Raw genomic sequence first — 26,187 nt, forward strand, 5'->3', positions numbered from 1 at the left:
TACGCTTTATCTAATATGGAAGAACCGAATAAAATGACTGATTAAGTACAATTACCTTTGTGACATTAATGCTACAAAGGTGGTTTTAAAGGATAGACGACAAAAAGCCCGCTGCGTGTGCAGCGGGCTGAATTTGTATTATCAACCGGTTATCAGTTGGTGATGGTCATTTCGGTGTCCTTATCAAAGATATGGATCTTGTCGAGATCGAACGCGATATCGATGACGTCGCCGGGCTTCGCGGTAGAGGTGGGCTCTACGCGAGCGGTGACCTGAGTGCCGCCGATGTTGACGTACAGATAGATCTCAGCGCCCATCAGCTCGGTAACAACGACCTCAGCCTTGATGATGTTGTCGGTGTTCTTCTCGAGGAACTCGGGCTCGTCATGAACGTGCTCGGGACGGATACCGAAGCGGACTTCCTTGCCGACATACGGATCGAGAACGCCGTTCGCGCCCTTCTTCTCGGGCAGGGTGATGGTGTACTCGTCGAACTTCAGCGCATACTTGCCGCCTTCCTTGACCAGAACAGCGTCGAGGAAGTTCATCTGCGGGGAGCCGATGAAGCCTGCTACGAACTCGTTGCAGGGGAGGTCATACAGATGCTGAGGAGTATCGACCTGCTGGATGAAGCCGTCCTTCATAACGACGATACGGGTACCCATGGTCATAGCCTCGGTCTGGTCATGCGTTACGTAGATGAAGGTGGTGCCGAGCTTTTGATACAGCTTGGAGATCTCGGTTCTCATGTTGGCGCGGAGCTTAGCGTCCAGGTTGGAGAGCGGCTCGTCAAGCAGGAAGACCTTAGGATCACGGACGATCGCACGACCCAGCGCGACACGCTGTCTCTGACCGCCGGAGAGAGCCTTCGGCTTTCTGTCCAGATACTGCTCAATGCCCAGGATACGGGCAGCCTCGCCTACGCGGCGCTTGATCTCTTCCTTCGGCATCTTGCGGAGCTTGAGGCCGAATGCCATGTTATCATATACGGTCATATGGGGATACAGAGCGTAGTTCTGGAAAACCATCGCGATATCTCTGTCCTTAGGAGCAACGTCGTTACACAGCTGATCGCCGATGTACAGCTCGCCCTTAGAGATGTCTTCAAGACCTGCGACCATACGCAGGGTGGTGGATTTACCGCAGCCGGAAGGACCTACGAGAATGATAAATTCCTTATCCTCGATCTCAAGGTTAAAGTCGGTAACTGCAGTTACGCCGCCGTCATAGATTTTGTAGATGTGTCTCAGTGATACATTAGCCATTAAAAAACCTCCAATATTATCCTAATCTGCACGCCTAAAAGTGCAGCAAAAACTAACAAAGACTCGCTTTACGCACTTATGATAAGTGTACACCAATAATATAGCACAAAACCGTTTTTACTTCTACTTATTTTTTCACTAAATATTGGAGCGTGAATTTAGGCATTATTCCGATATGTCAAAAAACAATCCCTTGTAATTGTGCGATTTTTACAAGGAAAATGCGGATGTATCAGCTGTAAAGCATGTTTTTTGTCTGTTTTGATAATGCCTCTCGTCAAATAGTACGAAACAGCACTTCCATGTTAATCATAATTTCCAATAAACGGCATAAAGACGGGCTTTTACACCTTGTTATCGGGTGAGAGAAAGACTGTCTGAGCCTCATTTTCCGTCATCTCGCGGGTCTGACCGTCAGCAAGCGACCTGTCGAGCGCTAATGCGCCGATCTGTATGCGTTCCAGAGCCGTGACGTGATAACCGAGCGCGGCGAACATCCGCTTGACCTGGTGGTATTTTCCCTCCGAGATCACGACCTCTACGCGGTTATGATCTAGAATACGGGCTTGTCCGCTCTTACAGACCGTACCGTCGCCGAGGACGATCCCTTCCTCAAAGCGGGCGGAGATCTCCTCTCCGGGTGTTTTGTCGAGTGTTGCGATATAGCGCTTGGTGACATGCTTCTTCGGCGACAGCATACGGTGAGCGTAGTCGCCGTCGTCTGTCAGGATCAGGAGTCCCGTGGTGTCCTTGTCAAGCCTTCCTGCGGGAAAGAGCCCGTCCCGCCTGTATTCGGCGGGCAGAATGTCGAGAACGGTGCGCTCAAGCTTATCCTCAGTCGCGCTGACCACACCCTGCGGCTTGTTCATCATGTAATAGACGTATTGTTTGTAAGAGAGCGCCTTGCCGTCAAGGGCGACAGTATCGGCGTCGGGATCCGCCTTGACGTCGGGTGAACGCACGATCTCACCGTTCAGCGTAACGCGCTTCTCCCTGATCGCCCTTTGCGCCTCCTTACGGCTGAGTGAAGTTTGTGAGGCGATGTATTTATCCAGTCGTTCTTTCATATGATGCCCTCCATGTTGCCGCCGTCCGCGTCGCAGATATGGACGGCGATGATGTGATCGTCACTGACTATGACCGTGATATAGCGCCGGTCTGCTTCATAGATCAGCTCTGTCGCCGGCTTGCCCTTGTAGGGTACGAGGTCAAGTCCCTGTTTTTTTTGCAGCGCCTGATATCGCTCGTAGATCTCGTTCCAGTGTAGGGGGACTTTGATGTCGTGTCGTGAAATACATGTTGCAGCGGGATACCCGCATATCGAGAGGAACGCCGCGATATCCTCATCGTCCACCGCTCTCAGCGAATACGGCTTTCCGTTAATGTCAACGCTGTCGGGAGCGCCTGCCCGCAGCATGAGGAAGCATACCGCGACAAATACCACTGCGCAGATAAGCAAAAAAATCGTCAGCTTGTTACTGCTGATCTTGACCGAGCGAAACATACCATCACCGGTACAGTATATGCTTACTGCCGGCGGATCATGAATCGAATCAGGTGCTTGATGTCAGTAATTCAAGAAGCTCCCGCGGACTGTCCGCAAAGCCGATCGCGCCGCAGGCTTCCATGCTTTCGCGCGTTCCGTAGCCATAGCTGACGCCGATGAAATCTACTTTTGCGAGCTCTGCGCCGTGTGCGTCAAAGTGTGTATCGCCGATCATGACGGCGTTTGCTTTATCCGTACAGCCGAGTGCTTCGAGCGCGTAGGGGATGATATCCGCCTTCGCGCGGCGACTGCCGTCGACTGTTGAACCGCATACCGCGTCGAGATACGGACTCAGGCCGAGAACATCCGCAACGCCTTCGGCGACCGGCTCATTCTTCGAGGTACACAGCGCGAGACGTTTCCCTTGTTTTCTAAGTGCGGAGAGCATATCGAAAACGCCGTCGAATACGCGGTTGCTCTTCTGACCGACCTCGTCATAGTAATCGCGGTAGATGTCCATCGACTTCGGAATCAGCTCCTCGGGAACGGCGCACATCCCGCGCATCGTATCCTCCAGCGGAGGTCCGACGTACTTTGTATAATCGCTCAGATCGGGACAGGGGAGTCCGAGCGCCTCCATCGCGTGGGCGATCGATACCCTTACGCCCTCGGCACTCTCGATCAGCGTACCGTCTAAATCAAAAAGGATATAATCGTATTTTTTCATAAACCTCACCGTTTGAGATTATCTATTCCGCAATCATCAATTGCGATCATCTCAACCTTTATCATTGTATTGATGATTCTGCCGTTTGTCAATATCGGTCGATTGACTTTTCTATCGTATGATGGTAAAATACTACTGAATAATGGGTAATTATGGGTTATCCTCAGCAAAGGAGATTGAAGATATATGAAATTAGGAATCGTGGGGCTGCCGAATGTCGGCAAGTCCACCTTATTTAACGCAATCACCAACGCGGGCGCTCAGTCTGCAAACTACCCCTTCTGTACCATCGAACCGAACGTCGGCGTGGTCGCGGTACCGGATAAGCGGCTGGATAAGCTTGCCGAGATGTACCACCCCGATAAATATACCCCCGCTACCATCGAGTTTGTCGATATCGCGGGATTGGTCAAGGGCGCGTCCAAAGGTGAGGGTCTGGGCAACAAGTTCCTCAGCAACATCCGCGAGTGTGACGCGATCGTTCATGTCGTGCGCTGCTTTGAGAACGATGATATCATCCATGTCGAGGGCTCGGTCGATCCTATCCGTGATATCGAGACCATCGACCTTGAGCTGATCCTCAGCGACGTAGAGATGGTCCAGCGCCGTATCGACAAGGCGCAGAAGATGGTCAAGGGCGATAAGAAATTCCAGACTCAGGTCGATTTCTTCAAGCGTGTGCTCGATACCCTCAACGAGGGAAAGCCCGCCAGAGCGGTCGAGTGCGACGACGATGAGCGTGCGCTGCTCGCCGAGGTAGCGCTGCTGACCAACAAACCCGTTATTTTTGCCGCCAACATGAGCGAGGATGATTTTTCGAACGGTATCGAGTCCAACGAGCGCCTTGCACGCGTGCGTGAGATCGCCGCGGAGCAGCATGCGGGCGTTCTGCCCATCTGTGCCGAGATGGAGGCGCAGATCGTGGAGCTGGATAAGGAAGAGAAGGAGATGTTCCTCAGCGATCTGGGCCTTGAGCAGAGCGGTCTGGATCGACTGATCAACGAGTGCTATACCCTGCTGGGCTTGATCTCCTATCTTACCGCGGGTAAGCCCGAGGTGCGTGCCTGGACGATCAAGAAGGGCACTAAGGCGCCTCAGGCGGCGGGTAAGATCCATACGGACTTCGAACGCGGCTTCATCCGCGCCGAGGTCATTGCTTTTGATGACCTGATCGCCTGCGGTTCGATGACTGCCGCCAAGGAGAAGGGACTGGTTCGCTCCGAGGGCAAGGAGTACGTCATGAAGGATGGCGACGTCGTCCTCTTCCGCTTCAATGTATAAAATCAATACAGAAAAAAACAGGAGCCTTGCCGATGCAGGGCTCCTGTTTTTGTTATATTACGTAATTATCCGCACCGTTCTCGTTCGTGAGCGATGCGATGGTGATATTGTCAAAGTAGCGGTTAGTCAGATCATAAAATCCGCGCCACATCCCGAGCGTGCGACATTCCGCGGCGCGTTCGCACGGCTCCGCGTCGGGGCTCAGACAGGCCACGGGAGCCAGATCGCCCTCCGTCAGACGCAGGATCTCGCCCACGGTGTAGTCCTCCGGCGCGCGGGTCAGCTTGTAGCCCCCGCCCTTGCCGTGAACACCTTCGATCAGCTTTGCCTTGGTAAGAGTCGGTAGGATCCGCTCCAGATATTTCAGTGAAATCTCTTGTCGTGCGGCGACATCCTTCATCGGGATATATGTGCCGTTGTTGTGCTCGGAAAGGTCGATCAGCACGCGCAGCGCGTATCGTCCCCGGGTAGATATCATCATTTTACTCACCTGTTTCTATGAATATATGAGATTTGAGGTTATTATACCACATACCCGGTAGGTAAATCAAGAGGAAAATGACTTTACAGTCAGTATTTTATCATATATAATGAAAAGAGAAAGATTATGCGGGAGGTAAGTATGAGGGCTTTGATCGCAATGAGCGGCGGAGTAGATTCGTCGGTAGCGGCGCTGTTGATGGCTGAGCATGAGCGTATCGGCTGTACGATGCGGCTTTTTGATAAGGGAAACACCGACGACAGTCGTACCTGCTGTTCTCTTGATGATGTTGAGGATGCACGCGCGGTATGTTTCCGCCTGGGGATCCCGTTCTATGTGTTTAATTTTACCGAGGATTTTGAGAGGAAAATCATCGGAAAGTTTATTGATTGTTATCGTCGCGGCATTACGCCGAACCCCTGCATCGACTGCAATCGATATATGAAGTTTGATAAGCTCCTCGCCCGTGCCCGCGAGCTGAAGTGTGATTGGGTTGTCACCGGTCACTATGCGCGTATTGAGCAGAATGACGGTAAATATGTGTTAAAAAAAGCCCTCGATCCGTCAAAGGATCAGAGCTATGTGCTCTATAGCCTTACTCAGGAGCAGCTCGCCCATATCCGCTTCCCCTTAGGCGGGCTTTCAAAGAGCGAGGTGCGCCGTATTGCGGAGGAAAACGGCTTTGTCAACGCGTCAAAGCCCGACAGCCAGGATATTTGCTTTGTCCCGGACGGCAATTATGCGGGCTTTATCGAGAGTCGCTGCGGCAAAATGAAGAGCGGTGATTTCATCACGTCCGACGGTACGATACTCGGACGGCACAAGGGAATTTCGCATTATACGATCGGTCAGCGCAAGCATCTCGGCATCAGCGTCGGCAAGCCGATCTATGTCGTCGGTATCCGCGCGGAGGATAATACAGTCGTACTCGGTGATGAAGAGGAGCTTTTCGACACGACGGCGCGGGTGGAGGACTTCAACTGGATCTCGGGAGAAGCCCCCGAAGGCGCTGTGCGCTGTCTTGCCAAGACCCGTTACCGCCAGCAGGAGCAGCCTGCGACGGCGTACCCGAATCCCGACGGGAGCGTGACGGTGATCTTTGATACACCTGTCCGCGCGATCACCCCCGGTCAGGCGTGCGTGCTGTACGACGGCGATATTGTCCTCGGCGGCGGCGTGATCGTATCATAATACAAACAACGGCACAGTAGCGATGCTTCTGTGCCGTTTCTGTATGCGGTTATTTGATTTTTCTCGCCTCGATGTAGTAGCGCTTGTCGTGTGCGTGACCCATCGAGAAGGTCTTGCGGGGCAGACTGCCGTCCGCAGTGATTGCGGGGAAGAGCTCGTCCTTCTGCATACCCTCGAAGATGAAGCCTAAGGTGCCCTCCTGCTTGCACAGGTTCTCGACGACTTCTTCGCCGTGGATGTAGTCGATGCGTACCTCGGGATGCTCCTGCATATACAGGTCGATGTAGCTTTGCAGGGTGCCGACAGGCAGCTTCGCGGTCGCCTTGACCTCCAGCTCGCCGTCGACCTCGGGGTTGATGAAGCGGAAGGTCTGTTTTCTCATGCCGCCCTTTGCGTCGGTATAAGCGGAGAATTTCTCGATGAAGTCCTCCGAATCAACGTTGAACAATACGCGGTAGATCGGCTCGAACTCGATGCTCTCGTCGTGGATGTTGACTACTTCAACAAGCGCATAGCGGGCGAGGGGATTCTGCGAGAGGTTGTAACACTCCTTCGCGGTAGCAAGACTGTGGTTGCCGTCGCCGACAGCGAACAGGAGCTTATCGTCCTTATCGGCGATCAGCGCCTCCAGCGCGTCCTGAACGCGGGAGATCGCCTCGTCGCTGAGGAAGTAGCCGTCGATATGACCGCCGTTCTGCATCAGATCGAAGTTATACGCTTCCTTGAAGCCGCCTTTCTCGTCTGTAAGCGGCTCGATGACGGTGCGATCGGGATCGTCGATCAGGAGCAGGATGTGCGGCAGCTCCAGCGGCGCGTCCTTGCGGATCTGTACACGGGGAGGGATACGCTCCAGCACGGTCGCCTCGGTCGCGCGGATAGCGGAGGTCGCGCCCCTGCGGTAGTCGTAGTCCTCGAGATCGATCAGACCGACTATGCCGCGGCGGATGGCGTTGTTCGACTCGCGCTCAACATAGATCATGCTGTTCTCATGCAGGTCAAAGACGTCGCCGTCCAGATAGCGCTGCATCTCGGCGTTGATCGCGTTCACGCGTTCGCTGTTGTCATTGCTCAGATAGATCTCCGGCAGGATCAGGTGCAGAGTTGAGGGCTTATCGCCGACCTTCTCTTCGACTGCGTGCCAGTACTCGGGCTCGCTGGTGTACTGGTCGCATGCGACGACCGCCCAGTTCTCAAAGTCTTTCTTCGGCAGCAGAATGTCAGCAGGGTTAAAATGTTTCATCATATCACTCCCATTTGAGATTTCTCTCATTTTATGGACACAGAATACCACGAAACGGCGGGATTGACAATAACTATTGCGAAATTTCGTATATTATGCTAAACTATAAATCGGTGATGGAATGAAACAGTACAAATTGATTATGTGCGACCTCGATAATACTCTCTTGCCGATCTACACGCAGGAGCGTTTTGCCGAGATGTGGCTCAGAGATATGTCAAAGAAGTTCGCTCAACGAGGATTGGAGCTGAAGCCTGCGCTGGACGGCGTGAGCCGCGGCATCCGAGCAATGATCTTTAACGAGAGCGGAAAAAAGAATATCGATGTTTTTTATGAGGTGGTAAAGGAGGTCAGCGGTTATACCGAAGCGCAGATCGCCCCGATCCTCTACGATTACTACACAACGACCTTCAAGAATGTGTATGATCTGACTCTGCCGAATCCCTATGCGGTCAGGATCGCCGAGCTGATGCGCATGAAGGCGCAGTATGCCGTTATCGCGACGATGCCTGTATTCACGATGGAGGCGGTCGAAGAGCGTATGGCATGGGTCGGCTTAAAGCCCGGGATGTTCGATTATATTACCACTGCCGTCACCAGCTCCTACAGCAAGCCGAATCCACTCTATTTTCAGGAGATACTGGACCGCTTCCGCGCCAAGCCCGACGAGGCGCTGATGATCGGTAACGACGTCCGCGAGGATATGCAGCCCTGTAAGGCGCTGGGGATCGATGTTTTTCTCGTCACTAACCACATGATCACCCATGACCTGCCCTTCGAAGAGTTCCGCCGCGGCGGATACGCCGATCTTGTGGCGTATCTGGAATCCCTTCCGGAATAAGATTGTATAGCAAAAAACCCTCTCTGTTTTGAACAGGGAGGGTTTTACGGTATCAGAATATCGAAGTGCCAGATATTACGCACGATTCCGAAGATCACGAGCAGTCCGATCATGGTACACAGCACGATGTTTTCAAAGCGGGTGTATTTTGTTTCACCGTAGCGGATATAGCGATAGGTATGGATGAGCCAGATCGTCATGCCGATCGGAAGCAGGCAGAATACCGCGCAGTTGGAGGAGAATGCCGATCCGATCTCACCATGAAGCAAATGGACGCACATCCTGCTGACGCCGCAGCCGGGACAATACAGCCCCAGAAAGCGGTAGATCGGACAGAACAGCGACAGCCCGGTCAGCTCATGTAAAATGAAATAGGCGAAGCCCGCGGCTAAGAGAATAGCTGCGGGCTTGATTGCTTTGATTGCTCTCTCGCGCATTACTTCGTTTCATCCTGAGAAGGATTGATTTGAACAGGTTCCTGATTAACGGGCTGTGCATAGGTTTGCTGAGGAGCGGCGTTGCCGACGGGTACATTGGCGAGATTGTTCAGCTCATCCTGCATCAATGCATAAGCAACGATACCCAGGCCGAAGATAACCAGTACCAAATAGATGATGCTGCGATCTGATTTTGCCATACCGCGCATTTCGTTTGCTCTGTTGAGCTTTTCTCCCTGCTTGTATGCCCAGTAGATGCCATAGATACCGCAGGTCACAATACTGAGTAGGATAACGATACCGCCCGAGGTGGGATTGGGTTCATTCGATACGGTGTTGGTATCGTCATTCAGCCAGTATAGCCAGACAAGACCGTAAATACCGCAGGTCACGATAGTGAGGATGATGCATACCGCAAGGTTTCTCTGTTGGATCATGATTCTTCTCCTTTCTGACAGCAGACGCCGCCAGGTAAATTATTATGAAAAGCTGCGCCTTGCTTTTAAGGCGCAGTTTCCTCTTAATTAGTAAAGGTTCATGGGGTTGCTCTTTACACCGCCGATACGCAGCTCAAAGTGCAGGTGAGGACCGGTCGACCAGCCTGTAGAACCGACGTAGCCGATCAGCTCGCCGTTTGATACGTGCTGTCCGGTCGAGACAGCGGTACTGATCATATGGCCGTAGATCGTCTCGTAGCCGTTGTCATGCAGAATCCAGATGTAGTTACCGTAACCGCCGCCGCAGCTGCACCAGTTGCTGCCGTAGCTGGAGTGGGTGCATCCGCTGTAGGAGGAGATAACGGTACCGGAGTTTGCCGCATAGATCGGTGTTCCGGCAGGAGCGCCGATATCAACCGCGTTATGGGTCTCATAGGAGCGACCCTCGCCGAAGGTCGAGGTCAGGTAGTGACAGCCGGGAGTCGGCCATGTCCAGCCGCCGCCGGAGTCGATCTGGGTTGGGGCACCGGGGTCGGAGTAAGTGTTGTCGCTGCCGCCGGAGCTGCTGCCCGAGTCATCTGAGCTTGTGCTGCCGGAGCTTGAGCTGCTGTTGTTGGCAGCCGCCTGCTGTGCGGCAAGCGCTTCACGCTGCTTGCGGTAGTATTCCTGGATCTCCGCGCTCAGACCGCTGAGCTCTTCCTCGCTGAGGTTGAGGTTCATCTGGGCGTCGCTCGCCTGACTCTGTAAGCCCGCGAGGATCTCCTTGTTCTCTTCAAGCAGGGTGTTCAGTTCGCTCTTGTGTTCTTCAAGAGAAGCCTGCTCCTTTTCCTGAGCCGCCTTATCGTCCTCGAGAGCCTTCTTCTCGGCGGAGATCGCGTCGAGCTGCTTCTGCACTTCTTTGATCAGCGCTTCGTCATGATTGCTGACATATTCGACCAGCTGGAGCTTGTCGAGGAAGTCAGAAAAGTCCTTCGCGCCCAAGATGATCTCGAGGGAGCTGACGTCGCCGGAGATATAGATGGTTTTGATACGCTGACGCAGAACGTCCATGTTCTCTTCGATCTCTTTGTTAGCAGCGTCGATCTGCTTCTGCTTTTCGGCGATATCCTTGTCGAGAAGCGAGATCTTCTTATAACAAATCTGGATCTCCTCGGTCACGGATTCGACCTGACCGACGATCGCGTCAACATTCTCCTGCTGCTCGGATACCTTGGCGTTGCTCTGGTTGAGCTGCTTCTGGTACTCTGCTTTCTGAGCCTCCAGCTCAGCCTGGCGGGACTCGAGCTCGCTGATGCTGGTTGCGGTCGCGGAGATCGCACCGGCTATCAGGATCGTTGCAGCCAGGATAAAGGCTAAAATCTTCTTCATAAAATCACTCCTTATTCAGGTTTTGCGGATTATCTAAAGAAAGTCCGGATAATCGAATGTTACCAGCCGAGAACCTCGTTACCCTCGTGGGTAAGGAAGCGGCGGATGGATACCGCGCTGCCGAGCGCGCCGACTACGACGCCTGCCGCGCAGAAGATGCCGATGATAGGCCACATGACCTCGGTGAATCTGGTGTACGGGAAGTCAAGGATATTGCGAGCGGCGCTGATGATCGCGTCGGACAGCACAAAGATCAGTCCGATGGAGATGATCGCCGATATCAAACCGATGACGATTCCCTCTATAATGAACGGTACCCGCACAAAGGCGTTGGTCGCGCCTACGCTCTTCATGATACTGATCTCAAAGCGGTGCGAGAACATGGTCATTCGGATTGTGTTGCTGATGATAAACAGCGAGATGATACCCAGCGCAAGGATAATCCACAGGCTCATCGTGGTGATGAACGACGACAGGCTCGTCAGCTTCGCCGCCACGTCGCGGTGGGAAGATACCGAGGCAACCCCCGGTACGTTTTTGATCAGCGCGATGGTATCGTCGTATTTGGACAGATCGTCCATGACGATGCTGTAGGCGTAGGGGAGGGGGTTGTCGTCGCCGGTCATGTTCGCAAAGACCTCGTCGCCCAACTGCTCGCGGTACGCCTCGATGGATTCATCCTTATCGATGAACTGGACGTCGACGATGTTGTCGACCTCCTTGAGCTCTTTTCCTTTGTAAACGGCTTCGAGCTTGGTCATATTATCGTCCAGAAAGACCTTGGTGACGTTGGTATCGCCGACGGAGTCTACGATGTTCGCCACGTTAATGGTCAGCATGATCGCCGAGCCCGTGAGCACCAGACAGGAGATCAGTACGCCGATGGACGCGAGGCTCATCAGGCGGTTATGCGCCAGATTTTTGAAGCCCTCTTTAATAAGATAGCCAAAACTACTCATAACTTCTATTCCTTTCCGCTGCCTCAGATGACCACGAATCGGTCGTCGGCAGTGTCGGATACGACCCTGCCGTCGTCGATGGTGATGACGCGCTTGCCAAAGGACTTGACCAGCTCATGCTCGTGGGTAACGATCAGCACGGTGGTGCCGCGTTTGTTGATCTCAGAGAGCAGCTCGATGATCTCGTAGCTCATCTCAGGGTCAATGTTGCCCGTAGGTTCGTCGGCGATGATCATCTCGGGATTGTTGACCAGTGCTCGCGCCAGAGAAACGCGCTGCTGCTCGCCGCCGGAGAGCTCCGAGGGGTGATCCTGCGCCTTATCGGCGAGACCGACCAGCTCGAGGATATAGGGCACGCGCTTTTTGATGGCGTCGTTTTTCTTGCCGACGCAGCGCATCGCGAAGGCGACGTTCTCATAGACGGTCATCTTCGAGATCAGGCGGAAGTCCTGGAAGACGATGCCCATGGTGCGTCTGAGATACGGCACCTTACCGCGTCTCATCTTCTCAAGGTGCATATTGTTGACGATGATGGAGCCGGAGGTCGGCTTTTCCTCACGCATAATCAGCTTGAGGAAGGTACTTTTGCCCGCGCCGGAGGCGCCGACGATGAAGACCATCTCGCCCTTGTCGATTTTCAGAGATACGTTATCCAGAGCGTGTACGCCGTTGGAGGCATATACCTTGGATACGTTGTTGAATTCTATCATAGTAATTCCTTTCGCCGGCAGAAAACTGCCGCTGTTGGGATTATATGTGTTTTACTTTTGGGTGATTCCCGCGGGGATCAGTACTTGGTGGGGCTGGAGGTCAGGTACTTCTTGACCATCAGCGCTACCTTAAAGACGATCGCGTCCTCAAACTCGCGCAGATCAAGCCCCGTCAGCTTCTTGATCTTCTCCAAGCGATATACCAGCGTGTTGCGGTGTACAAAGAGCTTTCTGGAGGTCTCGGAAACATTCAGGTTGTTTTCAAAGAATTTCTGGATGGTGAACAGGGTCTCCTGGTCGAGACTGTCGATGGAGCCGCGCTTAAAGACTTCCTTGAGGAACATCTCGCAGAGGGTGGTCGGCAGCTGGTAAACCAGACGCGCGATACCTAAGTTATCATAAGTAACGATCTGGCGTTCGGTGTCGAATACCTTACCGACCTCCAGCGCGACCTGAGCCTCTTTGAAGGAGTGCGCCAGATCCTTGATACCGGTGACGGTGGTACCCATGCCGACGACGCAGTGGGTATAGAACTCAGTGGAGAGAGTATCGACGATGGAGCCGGCGAGCTTTTCGAGGTCCTTGGTCGAGATACCGGGCTTGATCTCCTTGACCAGGGCGATATCGGTCTCGTTGATATTGATGACGAAATCCTTGCTCTTATCGGGGAAGAGGTTCTGAACAACGTCAAAGGCAGAAACGTCGGTCTTTGAAGTGATCTTAATCAGCATGACAACGCGGCTGACGTCGCTGTTGAAGCGCAGCTCGCGCGCCTTCAGGTAGATGTCGCCGGGGAGGATGTTGTCGAGGATGACGTTCTTGATAAAGTTGGAGCGGTCATACTTTTCATCATAATACTGTTTGATGGAGCTCAGCGAAACCGCCAGCAGCTGAGCGTACTTCTGCGCGATCTCATCGCTGCCCTGTACGAACACCGCGTATTCGGATCTGGTGGAAGAGCCGAAGGACTTGAAGGTGTGTCCGTTAATAACAAAAGGAACGGTAGCCGACAGTGTGTCGGAGGTAATGCTCTCGTTGACCTCGCCGATCCTGCCTAACTCCGAGCAGGCGATAACGACGGATGTTTCGTCAACTACGCCGATGGTTCTGTCGATCGCGTCCTTCATCTGGTGAATAACACCCTGGAATAATCTGTTGGACATAGTTCTCCTCCATATTAAAAATAGTCAAAATACCGAACGATTTGGTGAATTACATAAATAACCCACTTTACTCATATACATTTTACACAAAAGGAGGAGAAAAAGCAACCTTTTTTTCAAAATCCGAGCGGTCTTTTCACCCGATTTTTTGAAAAAATGATATTTTTTTAATCTTGGTTGCACGCCGTTAATCTTTTTGTGCAGTGCAAAAAGCTCGCTTGGCATGAAAAAAGGGCGTCCGAATCGCGTTTCTCAAATCTTTGACATCCCGATATTATTCTTTATTAACAATATACCAAACTATAAAGCGGAAATAAAGCGTTGATATTACAATTTTTTTAATTTTTTGTGAACATTTCACCGAATTGTGTTTATCGGTTCATCTGACCACAAGATATGGAAATCCTGACAAAAGGAAAAGAGCAGACACGATCACGCGTCTGCTCTTGAATATCGGTTTATCAGCCGAACAGGTGGACCTGTACGACCAGCGCCGCGAACACGATCGATACCATGCTCAGCAGCTTGATGAGGATGTTGATGGAGGGACCCGAGGTATCCTTGAAGGGATCGCCGACGGTGTCGCCTACGACAGCAGCCTTGTGCTGGTCGGAGCCCTTGCCGCCGTGGTTGCCCGCCTCGATGTACTTCTTGGCGTTATCCCACGCGCCGCCGGAGTTAGACATGAAGATCGCCATCAGGAAGCCCGAAGCGGTAGCGCCCGCGAGCATACCGACAACGCCGTAGAAGCCCAGCACCAGACCGACAACGACCGGTACAACGATCGCGATGACGGTGGGCAGGATCATTTCCTTCAGCGAGGAGCGCGAGCACATGTCGACGCACTTCGCGTAGTCGGGGTCGGCTTTGCCTTCCATCAGACCCTTGATGTTCTTGAACTGACGACGAACCTCGATAACGACGCTCTGAGCCGCTCTGCCGACAGCGTCCATAGTCAGTGCAGCAAAGACGAACGGCAGACATGCGCCGATGAACAGACCGATCAGAACCAGCGGGTTCATAACGCTGAAGCTGGAGAAGTCAGCCTTCGCGGCAGCTTCAACATTCGCTGCAGCGCCGACTTCCTTGACCTTCTCGATGTAGGAGGCGATCAGCGCCAGCGCGGTCAGCGCGGCGGAGCCGATCGCGAAGCCCTTACCGGTAGCGGCAGTGGTGTTGCCCAGAGAATCGAGCGCGTCGGTTCTCTCTCGGACCTCATGTTCGAGGCCGCTCATCTCGGCGATACCGCCCGCGTTATCGGCAACAGGACCGTAAGCGTCGGTCGCGAGGGTGATACCTAAGGTGGACAGCATGCCGACAGCCGCCAGCGCGATACCGTACAGACCCATGTTGGGGCTTTGGATAGAACCGCCGGATACAAAGAACGCGACCAGAACCGCGATGCCGACGATGATGATCGGGATAGCGGTGGAAAGCATACCCAGACCCAGACCGCCGATGATGATGGTGGCGGAGCCGGTCTCGGATTTTGCCGCGAGATTCTTGGTGGGCTTATAGGTATCCGAGGTGAAGTACTCGGTTGCTTTACCGATCAGCACGCCTGCGAGAAGACCAGCGAGAACGGCAAAGTACATTTTCCAGTTCTCGGCGCCCAGGATGAAGTAGATCAGCGGGAACGCCAAAACTGCGATCAGGATAGCGGCGAGGTTGGTACCGCGGGAGAGCGCCTTCAAAAGGAGCTTCTGCTCGGTTTTCTCACCGGTGCGTACAAAGAAGGTGCCGATGATGGAGCACAGGATGCCCAGCGCAGCCATGATCATCGGGACAGCCATCGCCTTGAACTGCATATCGCCGTTGCCGGTGAATGCGGCAACGCCCAGCGCTGCGCAGGAGATGACGGAGCCGACATAGCTCTCGTAAAGGTCAGCGCCCATACCCGCTACGTCGCCGACGTTATCGCCGACGTTATCCGCGATAACGGCAGGGTTACGGGGATCGTCCTCGGGGATACCTGCCTCGACCTTACCGACGAGGTCAGCGCCGACGTCGGCAGCCTTGGTGAAGATACCGCCGCCGACACGGGCGAACAGCGCCATGGAGGACGCGCCCATACCGAAGGTCAGCATCGCGGAGGTAATGCCCGCGGGATCAAGACCGAATGCATACTTTAACAGGGTGAACCAGATCGAGATATCGAGAAGTCCCAGACCTACGACGGTGAAGCCCATGACGGAGCCCGCCGAGAAAGCGACTCTCAATCCCTTGTTCAGACCGGTGCGGCAGGCGTTCGCGGTACGCGCGTTAGCCGCCGTAGCGATCTTCATGCCGACGAAGCCCGACAGACCCGAGAAGAAGCCGCCTGTTGCGAAGGCGAAGGGTACATAGGGGGTCAGCAGTCCGAAAATAGCCATCGCGCCCAGGATCACGAACATGACCGCGAAGAAGATCAGTACGATGGTGTACTGTCTCTTGAGGTAAGCGTTCGCGCCGGAACGGATGGAAGCGGAGATCTTCTTCATTTTGTCGGTACCTTCGTCAAAGCCAAGCACGCGCTTCGCCATGATCACGGCGAAACCAAGCGCCAGCAGAGCGCCGACGAAGATCGCGATTACAAGATAGATATCCATGTGTTCTACGTCTCCTTTCCAAGCTCTAATCTCTGAATTTGCAGAAAAACCGTCAAAGATTAGATTTCGTATCCCTCATTTTACTATATCAAAGCGTTAAAGTCAAGGAAAACTGACTTTACAAAATAGCATAAATTGACGCATATCCTATCAAATTTTTGTAATCTGTACACATCTCAGCGCGGTCTGCTTTGCGGCGATACCGGGTGCAAAAAGCCCCGCGAGGGTTTCGCGGGGCGGAATGCTGACGGTCAGCTGACCGTTAAAAGTATTCGGATTATTTCCACAGAGGAGTCTTTCCTCTGGCGGCGGCGTTGATCTTGCCGCAGTCTGCGGTAGTGATACTGCCGTCACCGGTCACGTCCGCGCAGCTGAACTCATAGCCCGTGAGCACGGCTTTCTTACGTGCGGCGGAATTTGCTTTGCCGTAGTCGGCAGTGGTGATCTTACCGTCGCCGGTGACGTCGCCGATCGGCTGGATCTTGACATCCTGAGTGACGTTTGCGTCTGTTACGGTGATCTCGTAGACGCGCTCAACATGGTTTTCCTTGCGAACGGTCAGGTTGTAGGTGCCTGCAGCGACGTTAATGAACTCATAGTCGGTTTTACCTTCGATCATATTGGAGAAGTCGCTGTCTGTGGCAGCGAGCTCCAAGGTAACATCGGAATCGTTAAGATAAGAGGTGATCTTACCGCTGACGGTGTAGCCGGTGTCGGGAGCGGCGCCTGCGGGCAGGGTAGAAGCGTCATAGCTCCAGGTGGTCTCTACGCTGTTATCCGTGAAAGCGGACCGGACGAAATCCTTGGTCAGACCCAAGCCTGCGCCGATATCGTCGATCATCTGCTGCTCGGTCTTGGTGGAGTAGGTGCGCGCGTTTTCGATACCTTCCTTACCGGTCGCGGTCAGGAAGGTGGTGAAGATGTTCTCACCGGTCTCGCCCGCGGGGATGCAGGTACCGATAACGTTACCGGTAGAGGAGATCTGGAGACGGGGGCCGTAATCAGCGGCGTTTAAATCTTCCCAGAACGCAAGGATAGACAGCTTGGAGCTATCGACAGGGTTCTCAACCTTGTTCTCGGTATCGGCATAAGCGATATGACCGTAGCAGGTGGTATCCATCAGCAGGGAATAGGTCTCGGTATCGCCTAAGGTAAAGATGATCGCGTACTGCTCGCCGTCCTTGAGATTCATGCCCTTAGCGGCGGGATCGTAGGAGAAAACGCCGGTGAAGTTGCCGCCATCGTCATTTACCGCAGTACCGTTGAGCTTCTTGGAGCCCCAGGGGAGGGTATCGTCCTCACCGGTGGTCAGCGAGTAGATGTAGAAGCCGACCTTGCTCTTAGCGGTGACATCCCAGCCGGACTTGCCTGCGTCGAAATAAAGCTTGGTGGATTCTGTTTCCACTGCGCCGGTATTGACGGCGGAGATCGCCAGGACAGATACCGCCAGCATAACCGCCAGCATTAAAGAAATCAATTTACGTACTTTTAACATGAAAAAACCTCCTAAAATTATTGTAATTATTATTATAACACATTTAAGTGTTATTTTCAATTATATTCTGAGAGGTTGCGTATATAAATTTTTGGATTAGAATTGAGCTGTTTTTTGATTTTTTTAGTTGCACCGGAACCGACTCTGTGATACAATAATATATTGTATATCAGAAATGACTTTTATCCGAAAGGTGTGAAAAAATGAAATCTATCCTACGCCACTTCACCCCGCGCGGTTGGCTCGCGACGGTGGGCGCTGTCGTGTTGATCGGGGTGTCGGTGTGGCTCGAGCTGTTGATGCCCGACTACACCAAGGAGATCACCTCGCTGTTGATTCTTCCCGGCTCTTCGATCGGCGATCTGCTCTGGGCGGGCGGCAAGATGCTTTTGTGCGCTTTGGCAAGCCTGCTTGTCAGCGTACTGGTCGTAGCGGTGACCGGTTACCTCGCCGCCGACTATTCCTTCAATGTGCGCGCGAAGCTCTACGATGCGGTCGAGAGTTTTTCGATGGCGGAGATCAACCGCTTCTCCACCGCTTCCCTGATCACCCGCTCCACCAACGATATCACCCAGGTACAGACCATCATTGTGTTCGGCTTGATGATGATCGTCCGTGCGCCGCTGATGGCGGGTCTCGCGATCACCAAGATCACCGACAAGAGCGCCGAGTGGACTTTTTCCGCCGCGATCGCTGTTGTTATCGTGATCGTCGTGCTCGGCGTATGCTTTATCTTTGCACATCCGTTGTTTCAGCGTATCCAGACCCTGACCGATAACATCAACCGTATCACCCGCGAGAACCTCACCGGTCTGCGCGTGGTGCGCGCCTATAACGCCGAGTCTTATCAGAAGAATAAGTTTGAATCCGCAAACGCCGACATCACCAATAATAATATGAAGGCGCATCGTATCATGTCGATCATGATGCCCTCGATGATGCTGGTGATGAACGGACTCTCGCTGATCGTCTACTGGATCGGCGCCTACCTGATCGAGGGCGCGCCGCTTGCCGGTAAGGCGGGGCTGTTTCTCGACATGACCGTCTTCTCGCAGTATGCGCTGATGGTCATCATGGCGTTCATGATGCTGAATATGATCTTCATCATGGGTCCCCGTTCCATGGTCGCCGCGAAGCGTATCAACGAGGTCATCGATACCCCGTCCTCTATCAGCGACGGTAAGGGCGTCGAGCATACCGATACCGAGGGCGAGATCGAGTTCCGCAACGTCAGCTTCCGCTATCCCGATGCGTCCGACGATGTGCTCAAGGAAATTTCCTTCAAGGCGAAGAAGGGCGAGACCGTCGCGATCATCGGCTCCACCGGCTGCGGCAAATCCACCCTGATCAACCTGATCCCGCGGTTTTATGACGCGACCGGCGGCGAGGTGCTGGTGGACGGTGTGAACATCCGCGAGTACACTCTTGAGCAGCTTCACAATAAGATCGGCTACGTTCCGCAGCGTGCGGTGCTCTTCGCCGGTACGATCAATACCAACGTCGCGATGGGTGATAACGGCACTGCCGGCTATACGCAGGAGGATGTTGCCCGCGCCGTGAGGATCGCTCAGGCAAAGGACGTCGTTGAGAACTACCCCGAGGGATACGAGCACCCTGTCGCTCAGGGCGGCTCCAACCTCAGCGGCGGGCAGAAGCAGCGTATCTGTATCGCCCGCGCCGTCTGCCGTAATCCCGAGATCCTGATCTTTGATGACAGCTTCTCGGCGCTCGACTACAAGACCGACCGTGTCCTGCGCGAGACCCTGAAGAAGGAGACTGCGGGCACGACCAATATCATTGTCGCCCAGCGCATCGGTACCATTAAGGACGCCGATCAGATCATCGTGCTGGACGAGGGTAGGATCGCCGGAATCGGCAAGCATAAGGACCTGCTCGATAACTGCACCATCTACCGCGAGATCGCGTTATCACAGCTGGGAGAGGAGGAGTTGAAGAATGTCTGAGAAGAATAACTCCGCCCCTCAGTATATCAGAAAGAATCGTGAGGCGCTGATCGGCGCCGACAGTAAGCGCCCTCAGGCGCAGAAGGGCATGGGAGGTCCGCGGGGCGTCGTGACCGAGCGCTCCGATAATTTCGGAGAAGCGTGGAAGAAGACGCTGGGTTACGCGAAGCCCCAGCTCCCCGCGATCATCGTCGCGATGACCTGCGCCGTGATCGGCACGATCATCTCGCTGATCGGTCCCGGACAGATCCAGAAGATCACCGACCTGATCACACAGGGCATCACGGGTCACATCGACCTCGACGCAGTGACGGCTACCTGTACCTTCCTTTTGATCCTGTACGCCGTCAGCTGGCTGATGAACTTTGTACAGCACTTCATCATGGCGACCGTTGCCCCGACAATCAGCCGCCGCATGCGTACCGATATCACCGAGAAAACCAATCGTCTGCCGCTGAGCTTCTTTGATTCGACCTCCTTCGGCGATATCCTCAGCCGCATCACTAACGATATCGACACCATCGAGCGTACGCTCAATCTTTCTATCGCCCAGTTTATCACCTCGATCGCGCTGTTTATCGGTTCGGCGGTGATGATGTTCGTTACCAACTGGATCCTCGCTCTGACCGCGATCGTCGCTTCTGTCCTCGGCTTCTTCCTGATGTCCGTGATCATGAAGCGCTCTCAGCTCCACTTCAACCGTCAGCAGCGTCACCTCGGCGCTATCAACGGTCATGTCGAGGAAATCTACGCCGGTCATAACATCGTCAAGGCGTATAATTATGAGAAAGAAAGCAAGGAGGAGTTCAGCCGCATCAACCGTCATCTGCGCGACTCGGTATTCAAGAGCACCGCGCTGTCCGGCGTGATGCAGCCGCTGATGACCTTCATCGGCAACCTCGGCTATGTCGCCGTGTTCATCGTCGGCGCGTTATTGGTGCGCGGAGATATGATCTCCTACGGCGTGATCATCGCGTTCACCATCTATGTCCGTCTGTTCACCCAGCCGCTGCAGCAGCTCGCCCAGAGCTTTACCAATATGCAGAGCACCGCGGCAGCCGCGGAACGTGTATTCGAGTACCTCGACGAGGAGGAGCTCTCCGATGAGAGCAACAAGACCCGTACCCTCGATAAGGTGAAGGGCGACGTCCGTTTTGAGCACGTGCGCTTCGGCTATAATCCCGACCGTATCATCATAAAGGACTTCTCCGTCGATATCAAGGCGGGCCAGAAGGTCGCGATCGTCGGACCTACCGGCGCCGGTAAGACCACCATCGTCAACCTGCTCATGCGTTTCTATGAGCTCAACGCCGGTCGAATCTTTATTGATGATGTGCCGATCGACGAGCTGACGCGAGAGAACGTCCACGAGCTTTTCTGCATGGTATTACAGGATACATGGCTCTTTGAGGGCACGGTGCGCGAGAACCTCGTTTACAGCAAGGAAAACGTCACCGACGAGGAGCTCGACCGCGCCTGTAAGGCGGTGGGTATCTACCACTTTATCCACACCCTCCCGCACGGCTACGATACGATCCTCGATGATAAGTCGAGTCTTTCCGCAGGTCAGAAGCAGCAGCTCACCATCGCCCGCGCGATGATCGAGAACGCGCCGCTGCTGATCCTCGACGAGGCAACGTCATCCGTCGATACCCGTACCGAGCGCATTATCCAGAAGGCGATGGATGGCTTGACCGAGGGCAGAACCTCGTTTGTCATCGCGCACCGTCTTTCTACCATCAAGAACAGCGATCTGATCCTCGTGCTGAAGGACGGTGACATTATCGGCTCCGGCACGCATGAGGAGCTGCTGAAAGAGGGCGGTTTCTACGCCGACCTGTACAACAGTCAGTTTGAGCAGAGTGCGTGAGCGATCTGCAATACTACTGTGCCTGAGGCAAATTGCGGGTACCTGCCCGCACCGATTGATCTGATAAAGAGGTAAGAATCATCATGAAAATATGTGTATATGGAGCCGCGTCCAATGCGATCGGAAAGACCTTTCAGGACGCGGGACATGAGCTGGGGGAAAAGCTCGCGAAGCGAGGTCACAGCCTCGTTTTCGGCGGCGGAAGCTCCGGTATGATGGGTGCTGTCGCCCGCGGTACTCACGACGGCGGCGGACATATCACCGGTATCGCGCCTTCGTTTTTCAACGTTGACGGGATCCTCTATCCTCTCTGCGACGAGATCATCTATACAGACACCATGCGCCGGCGCAAGCAAAAGATGGAGGAGATGAGCGACGGCTTTATCGTATCCCCCGGCGGGATCGGTACCTTTGAGGAGTTCTTCGAGATCCTGACCCTCAAGCAGCTGGGCAGGCTCTCAAAGCCCATTGCCATCCTCAACACCGACGGCTACTATGATTCGCTGCTTGAAATGCTGCGCCATACCGCTGAGACCAATTTTATGAGCGAAAAGAACTTCGCGCTCTTCTTCGTCAGCGACGATATCGACAAGGTGATCGATTATATCGAGAACCCGACCGAGATCGGATTCGACGTAAAGGAGCTCAGGCGGCTGTAATCGCGTATTGCATTTTTACCGGAAATATACTATACTGAATAAGTACGTAAATCTTGCGGATTTATCCGCTTTACAGGAGTGAACACCAATGTGCAAGGAATGTGAGAAAAAACCGTATTATATCACCACGGCGATCGCTTACACCTCTCGTAAGCCGCATATCGGCAACAGCTACGAGATCGTGCTGACCGACGCGATCGCGCGTTATAAAAGAATGCTGGGCTATGACGTCTTCTTCCAGACGGGAACAGACGAGCATGGTCAGAAGATCGAGATGTACGCTCAGGCGGAGGGCTGTACGCCCAAGGAGTATGTCGACAAGGTCGCGGGCGAGATCCGCGCGATCTGCGACGTGCTGAACACGTCCTATGATTACTTCATCCGCACGACCGACGAGAAGCACGAGAAGGTTGTACAAAAGATCTTCAAGAAGCTCTATGAGCAGGATGATATCTACAAGGGCAGCTACGAGGGGCTGTATTGTACTCCCTGCGAGAGCTTCTGGACGGAGTCCCAGCTCGTAGACGGCAAGTGTCCCGACTGCGGCAGAGAGGTCAAGCCGATGAAGGAGGAGGCGTACTTCCTGCGTCTTTCCAAGTATCAGAAGCAGCTCGAGGAGTATATCGAGAGCCATCCCGACTTCATCTATCCCGAGAGCCGAAAGAAAGAGATGCTCAACAACTTCATCAAGCCCGGCCTGCAGGATCTCTGCGTATCCCGTACCAGCTTCAAGTGGGGCATCCCCGTTGATTTTGACGACAAGCACGTGGTCTATGTCTGGATCGACGCGCTCTCCAACTATATTACCTCGATCGGTTACGATCCCGACGGCAGCAGCGATCAGTATAAGAAATACTGGCCTGCCGACGCTCATATCATCGGCAAGGATATCGTTCGCTTTCATACCATCTACTGGCCGATCATGCTGATGGCGTTGGGCGAGCCGCTGCCTAAGCAGGTTTACGGCCATCCGTGGCTGCTGTTCGGCGAGGATAAGATGAGCAAGAGCCGCGGCAACGTCATCTATGCCGACGAACTGGTGAAGATGATCGGCGTGGACGCGGTCCGTTATTACCTGCTCAGCGAGATGCCCTTCGCGAACGATGGCTCTATCACCTACGATACCATCGTCGAGCGCTTCAACTCCGACCTCGCGAATACTCTCGGCAATCTGGTCAACCGTACCGTCGCTATGAACAACAAGTATTTCGGCGGCGTGGTACAGGAGCCCTCTGTCAAGGAGCCCATCGACGACGAACTCGCGCAGTTCTGCCTCGATACCGTGAAGAAGGTCGACGATGCGATCAATGTTTTCCATATGAGCGACGCGGTCGAGGCGGTTATCAACCTCGCGAAGCGCTGCAACAAATATATCGACGAGACTACTCCGTGGGTACTGGCTAAGAGCGAAGATACCAAGCCCCGTCTGGGTACGGTGCTCTATAACCTGCTTGAAGGAATCCGTTATATCGCGGTGCTTCTCCAGCCCTTTATGCCCGATACCAACAAGGCGATTCTGGAGCAGATCAATTGCGATATCGCCGACTACGACAGCCTGAGCTCCTTTGGCGGTTACAAGACCGGTACACAGCTGGGTCAGGCGACTCCGCTGTTCGTTCGTATCGATCCCAAGCAGTTTGAGGCTGAGCTCGAAGCGATGCAGAAGGCTAACGCGGAGAGCGAGAAAGCGATCGAAGAGATCGCCGACGAGACCGCGTTTGTTCTGCCCGAGCATAAGCCGGAGATCGCCTTCGATGATTTTGAGAAGGTCGAGCTGAGGGTCGCGAAGGTTCTCGCCTGTGAGAAGGTTAAGAAGAGCAAGAAGCTCCTGAAATTCACCCTCGACGACGGTGAGGGCGAGCGTACCATCCTCTCCGGTATCGCCGAGTATTACGATCCCGAGGAGCTTGTCGGTAAGAACATCGCCTATGTCGCGAACCTCGCGCCCCGTAAGATGATGGGTATCGAGAGCTGCGGCATGATCCTCTCCGCCGAGAGCGGCGACGGGCTGAAGGTCGTCACCATCGACGACAGCATCCTCCCCGGCGGATCCTTAGTATAATCAATAAAAGCACGGCGGGCGCACAGTGCATTGTTGCTCCCGCCGTTACTTTATAAAGGTGAAATATGCTGACAAATATTTTTGACGCGCACGCGCATTATGATGATAAATGGTTCGATGAAGACCGTGGGTCGCTGCTTGAGGCCATGCCTGATAACGGCGTTTCCTATATTGTCAACGCCGCTGTCGATCTCCTGACGGCAAGGATTGCGATCGGCTATGCCGAGACCTATCCCCATGTCTACGCCTGCGCCGGAATCCACCCCGAGAACCTCGAGGGGCTCGCCCCTGATTATCTCGATCAGTTGACTGAGTTGTTAAAGCACCCGAAGGTGGTCGCCCTCGGCGAGATCGGGCTCGACTATCACTGGGATATCCCGCGCGAGTTGCAGAACCGCGTTTTTGAGGAACAGCTGATGCTCGCGAAGGAGCTGGACGTACCGGTCGTGATCCATGACCGTGAGGCGCACGGCGATGTGATGGCGCTGCTGAGAAAGTATCAGCCCAAGGGTCTGATGCACTGCTTCTCCGGTTCGGTGGAAATGCTCAGGGAGGTCATGAAGCTCGGCATGAGCATCTCCCTCGGCGGCACCGTCACCTTCAAGAACGCCCGCGTACCCGTTGAGGTCGCGGCGGCGGTTCCTCTCGACCGCCTGCTGCTCGAGACCGACGCGCCTTATCTTAGCCCCGCGCCGAACCGCGGAAAGCGCAACGACAGCCGCAACATCGCCTATACCGCTCAGCGTATCGCCGAGATCCGCGGCATGGACGCACAGGAGCTCGTCGATATCACCACCGAAAATGCTAAAAGATTGTACGGGATAAAATAAAAAAGCCTGTCATATTGACAAGGGCAGAAAACGTGTTATAATATTAATACAAGGAGCTATCCGATAGACGGTTAGCCCAAGCTGTTAGTTAAAATAACCGCCGCTTTAGCCGAGGGCGGTTATTTTTTATGCGTAAACATCAGTATGGTGAAGACCAGAGTGAGTATTCCTACGATCAACATAGCGAACGCTAATAATTCGCTATATGTAACGTACTGCATAAGAATCCCCCCTTTACAGTCAAGTATCAGAGGGACATACCCTCCGAGAAAAGAGGGTTAACCACCTACCGTTATGGATAGTTCCTTGCATAGGTATTCTATCAAAGACATATTTGCTTGTAAAGAATTGTAGCAAAAGCGTAATAGAAATTTGCAAAAGAGTAACCCCCTGAACCCGCATAAAACCTGAACGCACCGCTCTGTCAACACCGCTTGAGCAGAGTGGTGCTTGCTTTTTTTCGTTCTTCACTGTATGATGAAGTCACTCCAAGCGAAAGGATGGATCTACATGGAAAATAACCGCCCCGATTTTATGAAGAACCGCCCTGTGGCAGCACCCATGAATCAGGTCAAGGATGTCTACGGATCACAGAAGAAGTCCACGCGTATTACCCTGACCGTGCTCCTTGCCGCGGTCGACCTCGTTATCCTCGTGATCAGTCTGATAACGGGCAATTATATGGTGACGCTCATCTTCGCGCCGCTGCTGCCGCTTCTGGTGATCGCTGTCATCATCGGCAGGCGGGCTGACAGGCAAAACACACCCCCGCAGCCGTCACAACATCCCGACGCGCTCTTTCAGGAGCACGATGAGTAGAAAGGAAGCTTAAAATGGCAGAATTCGGTGAAAACATCCGCAGGGCGAGAGAGGAACTGGGCATTACCCAGCAGACGCTCGCGGATCAATTATATGTGACCCGTCAGGCAGTGTCACGATGGGAGAACGGCTCACGCTATCCCGACCTGCTGACGGCTAAGCGGCTCGCCGCGTCCCTCGATACGACCTTGGACGACCTGCTTGCCGACGACGATATGCACACCTATCCCGAGGTCAACCCCGTCATCGAGTACCCCTTATATAAAAGGGTACAGACCGCACTGTTCTCAGCGGCATTCATGGTGAATCTGGTA

24 protein-coding genes are annotated in these 26,187 nt (G+C 53.8%); 10 read left to right on the forward strand and 14 right to left on the reverse strand.

Translation table 11 applies throughout. From position 1 onward, the window contains the following. Positions 1-152 precede the first annotated feature (152 nt). The 4 genes from JKK62_RS12940 to JKK62_RS12955 form a co-directional block, all read right to left on the reverse strand. On the reverse strand, positions 153-1,265 hold the full coding sequence (locus JKK62_RS12940; RefSeq protein WP_201428243.1) for an ABC transporter ATP-binding protein: 1,113 nt from the start codon (positions 1,263-1,265) through the stop codon (positions 153-155). A 344-nt stretch (positions 1,266-1,609) separates the two neighbouring features. Further along, a complete protein-coding gene (locus tag JKK62_RS12945; protein ID WP_201428244.1) occupies positions 1,610-2,332 on the reverse strand; it encodes a pseudouridine synthase in 723 nt (240 codons plus the stop codon). Next, the gene (locus JKK62_RS12950) at positions 2,329-2,769 is read right to left on the reverse strand and encodes a DUF4830 domain-containing protein (RefSeq protein ID WP_201428245.1); all 441 of its coding nucleotides are present in this window, start codon (positions 2,767-2,769) and stop codon (positions 2,329-2,331) included. Before JKK62_RS12950 ends, JKK62_RS12945 begins: the two co-directional genes overlap by 4 nt. A gap of 49 nt (positions 2,770-2,818) precedes the next feature. Beyond that, positions 2,819-3,478 (reverse strand): HAD hydrolase-like protein, encoded by a 660-nt coding sequence (locus tag JKK62_RS12955; RefSeq protein WP_201428246.1) that lies wholly within the window; start codon positions 3,476-3,478, stop codon positions 2,819-2,821. 186 nt (positions 3,479-3,664) lie between these two features. Here JKK62_RS12955 and ychF point away from each other — a divergent pair, with 186 nt between their 5' ends. After that, entirely contained in the window at positions 3,665-4,759 is a 1,095-nt protein-coding gene (ychF, locus tag JKK62_RS12960) for a redox-regulated ATPase YchF (protein ID WP_201428247.1), read from the forward strand. Positions 4,760-4,811: 52 nt separating this feature from the next. Here ychF and JKK62_RS12965 read toward each other — a convergent pair whose 3' ends face one another. Further along, positions 4,812-5,240 carry an RrF2 family transcriptional regulator gene (locus tag JKK62_RS12965; RefSeq protein WP_201428248.1) on the reverse strand — a complete coding sequence of 143 codons (429 nt, stop codon included), beginning with the start codon at positions 5,238-5,240 and terminating at the stop codon, positions 4,812-4,814. Between the two features lie 141 nt (positions 5,241-5,381). Between JKK62_RS12965 and mnmA the strand changes: the two genes are divergently transcribed. After that, the gene (gene mnmA / locus JKK62_RS12970; RefSeq protein ID WP_201428249.1) at positions 5,382-6,431 is read left to right on the forward strand and encodes a tRNA 2-thiouridine(34) synthase MnmA; all 1,050 of its coding nucleotides are present in this window, start codon (positions 5,382-5,384) and stop codon (positions 6,429-6,431) included. Positions 6,432-6,480: 49 nt separating this feature from the next. Here the strand turns inward: mnmA and JKK62_RS12975 are convergent, their stop codons facing one another. Further along, positions 6,481-7,671 carry a DUF1015 domain-containing protein gene (locus JKK62_RS12975; protein ID WP_201428250.1) on the reverse strand — a complete coding sequence of 397 codons (1,191 nt, stop codon included), beginning with the start codon at positions 7,669-7,671 and terminating at the stop codon, positions 6,481-6,483. A 121-nt stretch (positions 7,672-7,792) separates the two neighbouring features. On the opposite strand from JKK62_RS12975, the gene JKK62_RS12980 reads away from it, so the two are divergent. Further along, positions 7,793-8,512, forward strand: coding sequence for an HAD family hydrolase (locus JKK62_RS12980; protein WP_201428251.1), 720 nt, complete (start codon positions 7,793-7,795; stop codon positions 8,510-8,512). Between the two features lie 44 nt (positions 8,513-8,556). On the opposite strand, the gene JKK62_RS12985 is transcribed toward JKK62_RS12980, so the two are convergent. From JKK62_RS12985 to JKK62_RS13020, 8 genes are all read right to left on the reverse strand, one after another. Beyond that, entirely contained in the window at positions 8,557-8,949 is a 393-nt protein-coding gene (locus tag JKK62_RS12985; protein WP_201428252.1) for a DUF2752 domain-containing protein, read from the reverse strand. After that, on the reverse strand, positions 8,949-9,386 hold the full coding sequence (locus JKK62_RS12990; protein WP_201428253.1) for a DUF4234 domain-containing protein: 438 nt from the start codon (positions 9,384-9,386) through the stop codon (positions 8,949-8,951). Before JKK62_RS12990 ends, JKK62_RS12985 begins: the two co-directional genes overlap by 1 nt. 87 nt (positions 9,387-9,473) lie before the next feature. Next, positions 9,474-10,754 (reverse strand): murein hydrolase activator EnvC family protein, encoded by a 1,281-nt coding sequence (locus JKK62_RS12995; RefSeq protein ID WP_201428254.1) that lies wholly within the window; start codon positions 10,752-10,754, stop codon positions 9,474-9,476. 59 nt (positions 10,755-10,813) lie between these two features. Beyond that, a complete protein-coding gene (gene ftsX / locus JKK62_RS13000; protein WP_201428255.1) occupies positions 10,814-11,713 on the reverse strand; it encodes a permease-like cell division protein FtsX in 900 nt (299 codons plus the stop codon). Between the two features lie 23 nt (positions 11,714-11,736). Continuing rightward, entirely contained in the window at positions 11,737-12,423 is a 687-nt protein-coding gene (ftsE, locus tag JKK62_RS13005) for a cell division ATP-binding protein FtsE (RefSeq protein WP_201428256.1), read from the reverse strand. A 77-nt stretch (positions 12,424-12,500) separates the two neighbouring features. Continuing rightward, on the reverse strand, positions 12,501-13,586 hold the full coding sequence (locus tag JKK62_RS13010) for a PucR family transcriptional regulator (protein ID WP_201428257.1): 1,086 nt from the start codon (positions 13,584-13,586) through the stop codon (positions 12,501-12,503). Positions 13,587-14,047: 461 nt separating this feature from the next. Next, positions 14,048-16,174: a sodium-translocating pyrophosphatase gene (locus JKK62_RS13015; RefSeq protein ID WP_201428258.1), complete on the reverse strand. Its 2,127-nt coding sequence runs from the start codon at positions 16,172-16,174 to the stop codon at positions 14,048-14,050. A gap of 277 nt (positions 16,175-16,451) precedes the next feature. Further along, entirely contained in the window at positions 16,452-17,669 is a 1,218-nt protein-coding gene (locus JKK62_RS13020) for a dockerin type I repeat-containing protein (protein WP_201428259.1), read from the reverse strand. A gap of 203 nt (positions 17,670-17,872) precedes the next feature. On the opposite strand from JKK62_RS13020, the gene JKK62_RS13025 reads away from it, so the two are divergent. From JKK62_RS13025 to JKK62_RS13055, 7 genes are all read left to right on the forward strand, one after another. Beyond that, positions 17,873-19,633, forward strand: coding sequence for an ABC transporter ATP-binding protein (locus tag JKK62_RS13025; RefSeq protein ID WP_201428260.1), 1,761 nt, complete (start codon positions 17,873-17,875; stop codon positions 19,631-19,633). Further along, on the forward strand, positions 19,626-21,503 hold the full coding sequence (locus tag JKK62_RS13030; protein ID WP_243411848.1) for an ABC transporter ATP-binding protein: 1,878 nt from the start codon (positions 19,626-19,628) through the stop codon (positions 21,501-21,503). The genes JKK62_RS13025 and JKK62_RS13030 overlap by 8 nt, the downstream gene beginning before the upstream one ends. Before the next feature lie 83 nt (positions 21,504-21,586). Further along, on the forward strand, positions 21,587-22,162 hold the full coding sequence (locus JKK62_RS13035; RefSeq protein ID WP_201428261.1) for an LOG family protein: 576 nt from the start codon (positions 21,587-21,589) through the stop codon (positions 22,160-22,162). Between the two features lie 88 nt (positions 22,163-22,250). After that, complete coding sequence (gene metG / locus JKK62_RS13040; RefSeq protein WP_201428262.1) at positions 22,251-24,224, forward strand: methionine--tRNA ligase; 1,974 nt, start codon at positions 22,251-22,253, stop codon at positions 24,222-24,224. A gap of 65 nt (positions 24,225-24,289) precedes the next feature. Then, positions 24,290-25,054, forward strand: a complete 765-nt coding sequence (locus JKK62_RS13045; protein WP_201428263.1) for a TatD family hydrolase — start codon at positions 24,290-24,292, stop codon at positions 25,052-25,054. Positions 25,055-25,564: 510 nt separating this feature from the next. Next, the gene (locus tag JKK62_RS13050; protein WP_201428264.1) at positions 25,565-25,873 is read left to right on the forward strand and encodes a hypothetical protein; all 309 of its coding nucleotides are present in this window, start codon (positions 25,565-25,567) and stop codon (positions 25,871-25,873) included. Between the two features lie 14 nt (positions 25,874-25,887). Continuing rightward, positions 25,888-26,187, forward strand: a 300-nt coding sequence (locus JKK62_RS13055; protein WP_201428265.1) for a helix-turn-helix transcriptional regulator, incomplete at its 3' end; no start/stop codon positions are given.

The sequence above is a fragment of the Ruminococcus difficilis genome (assembly GCF_016680995.1).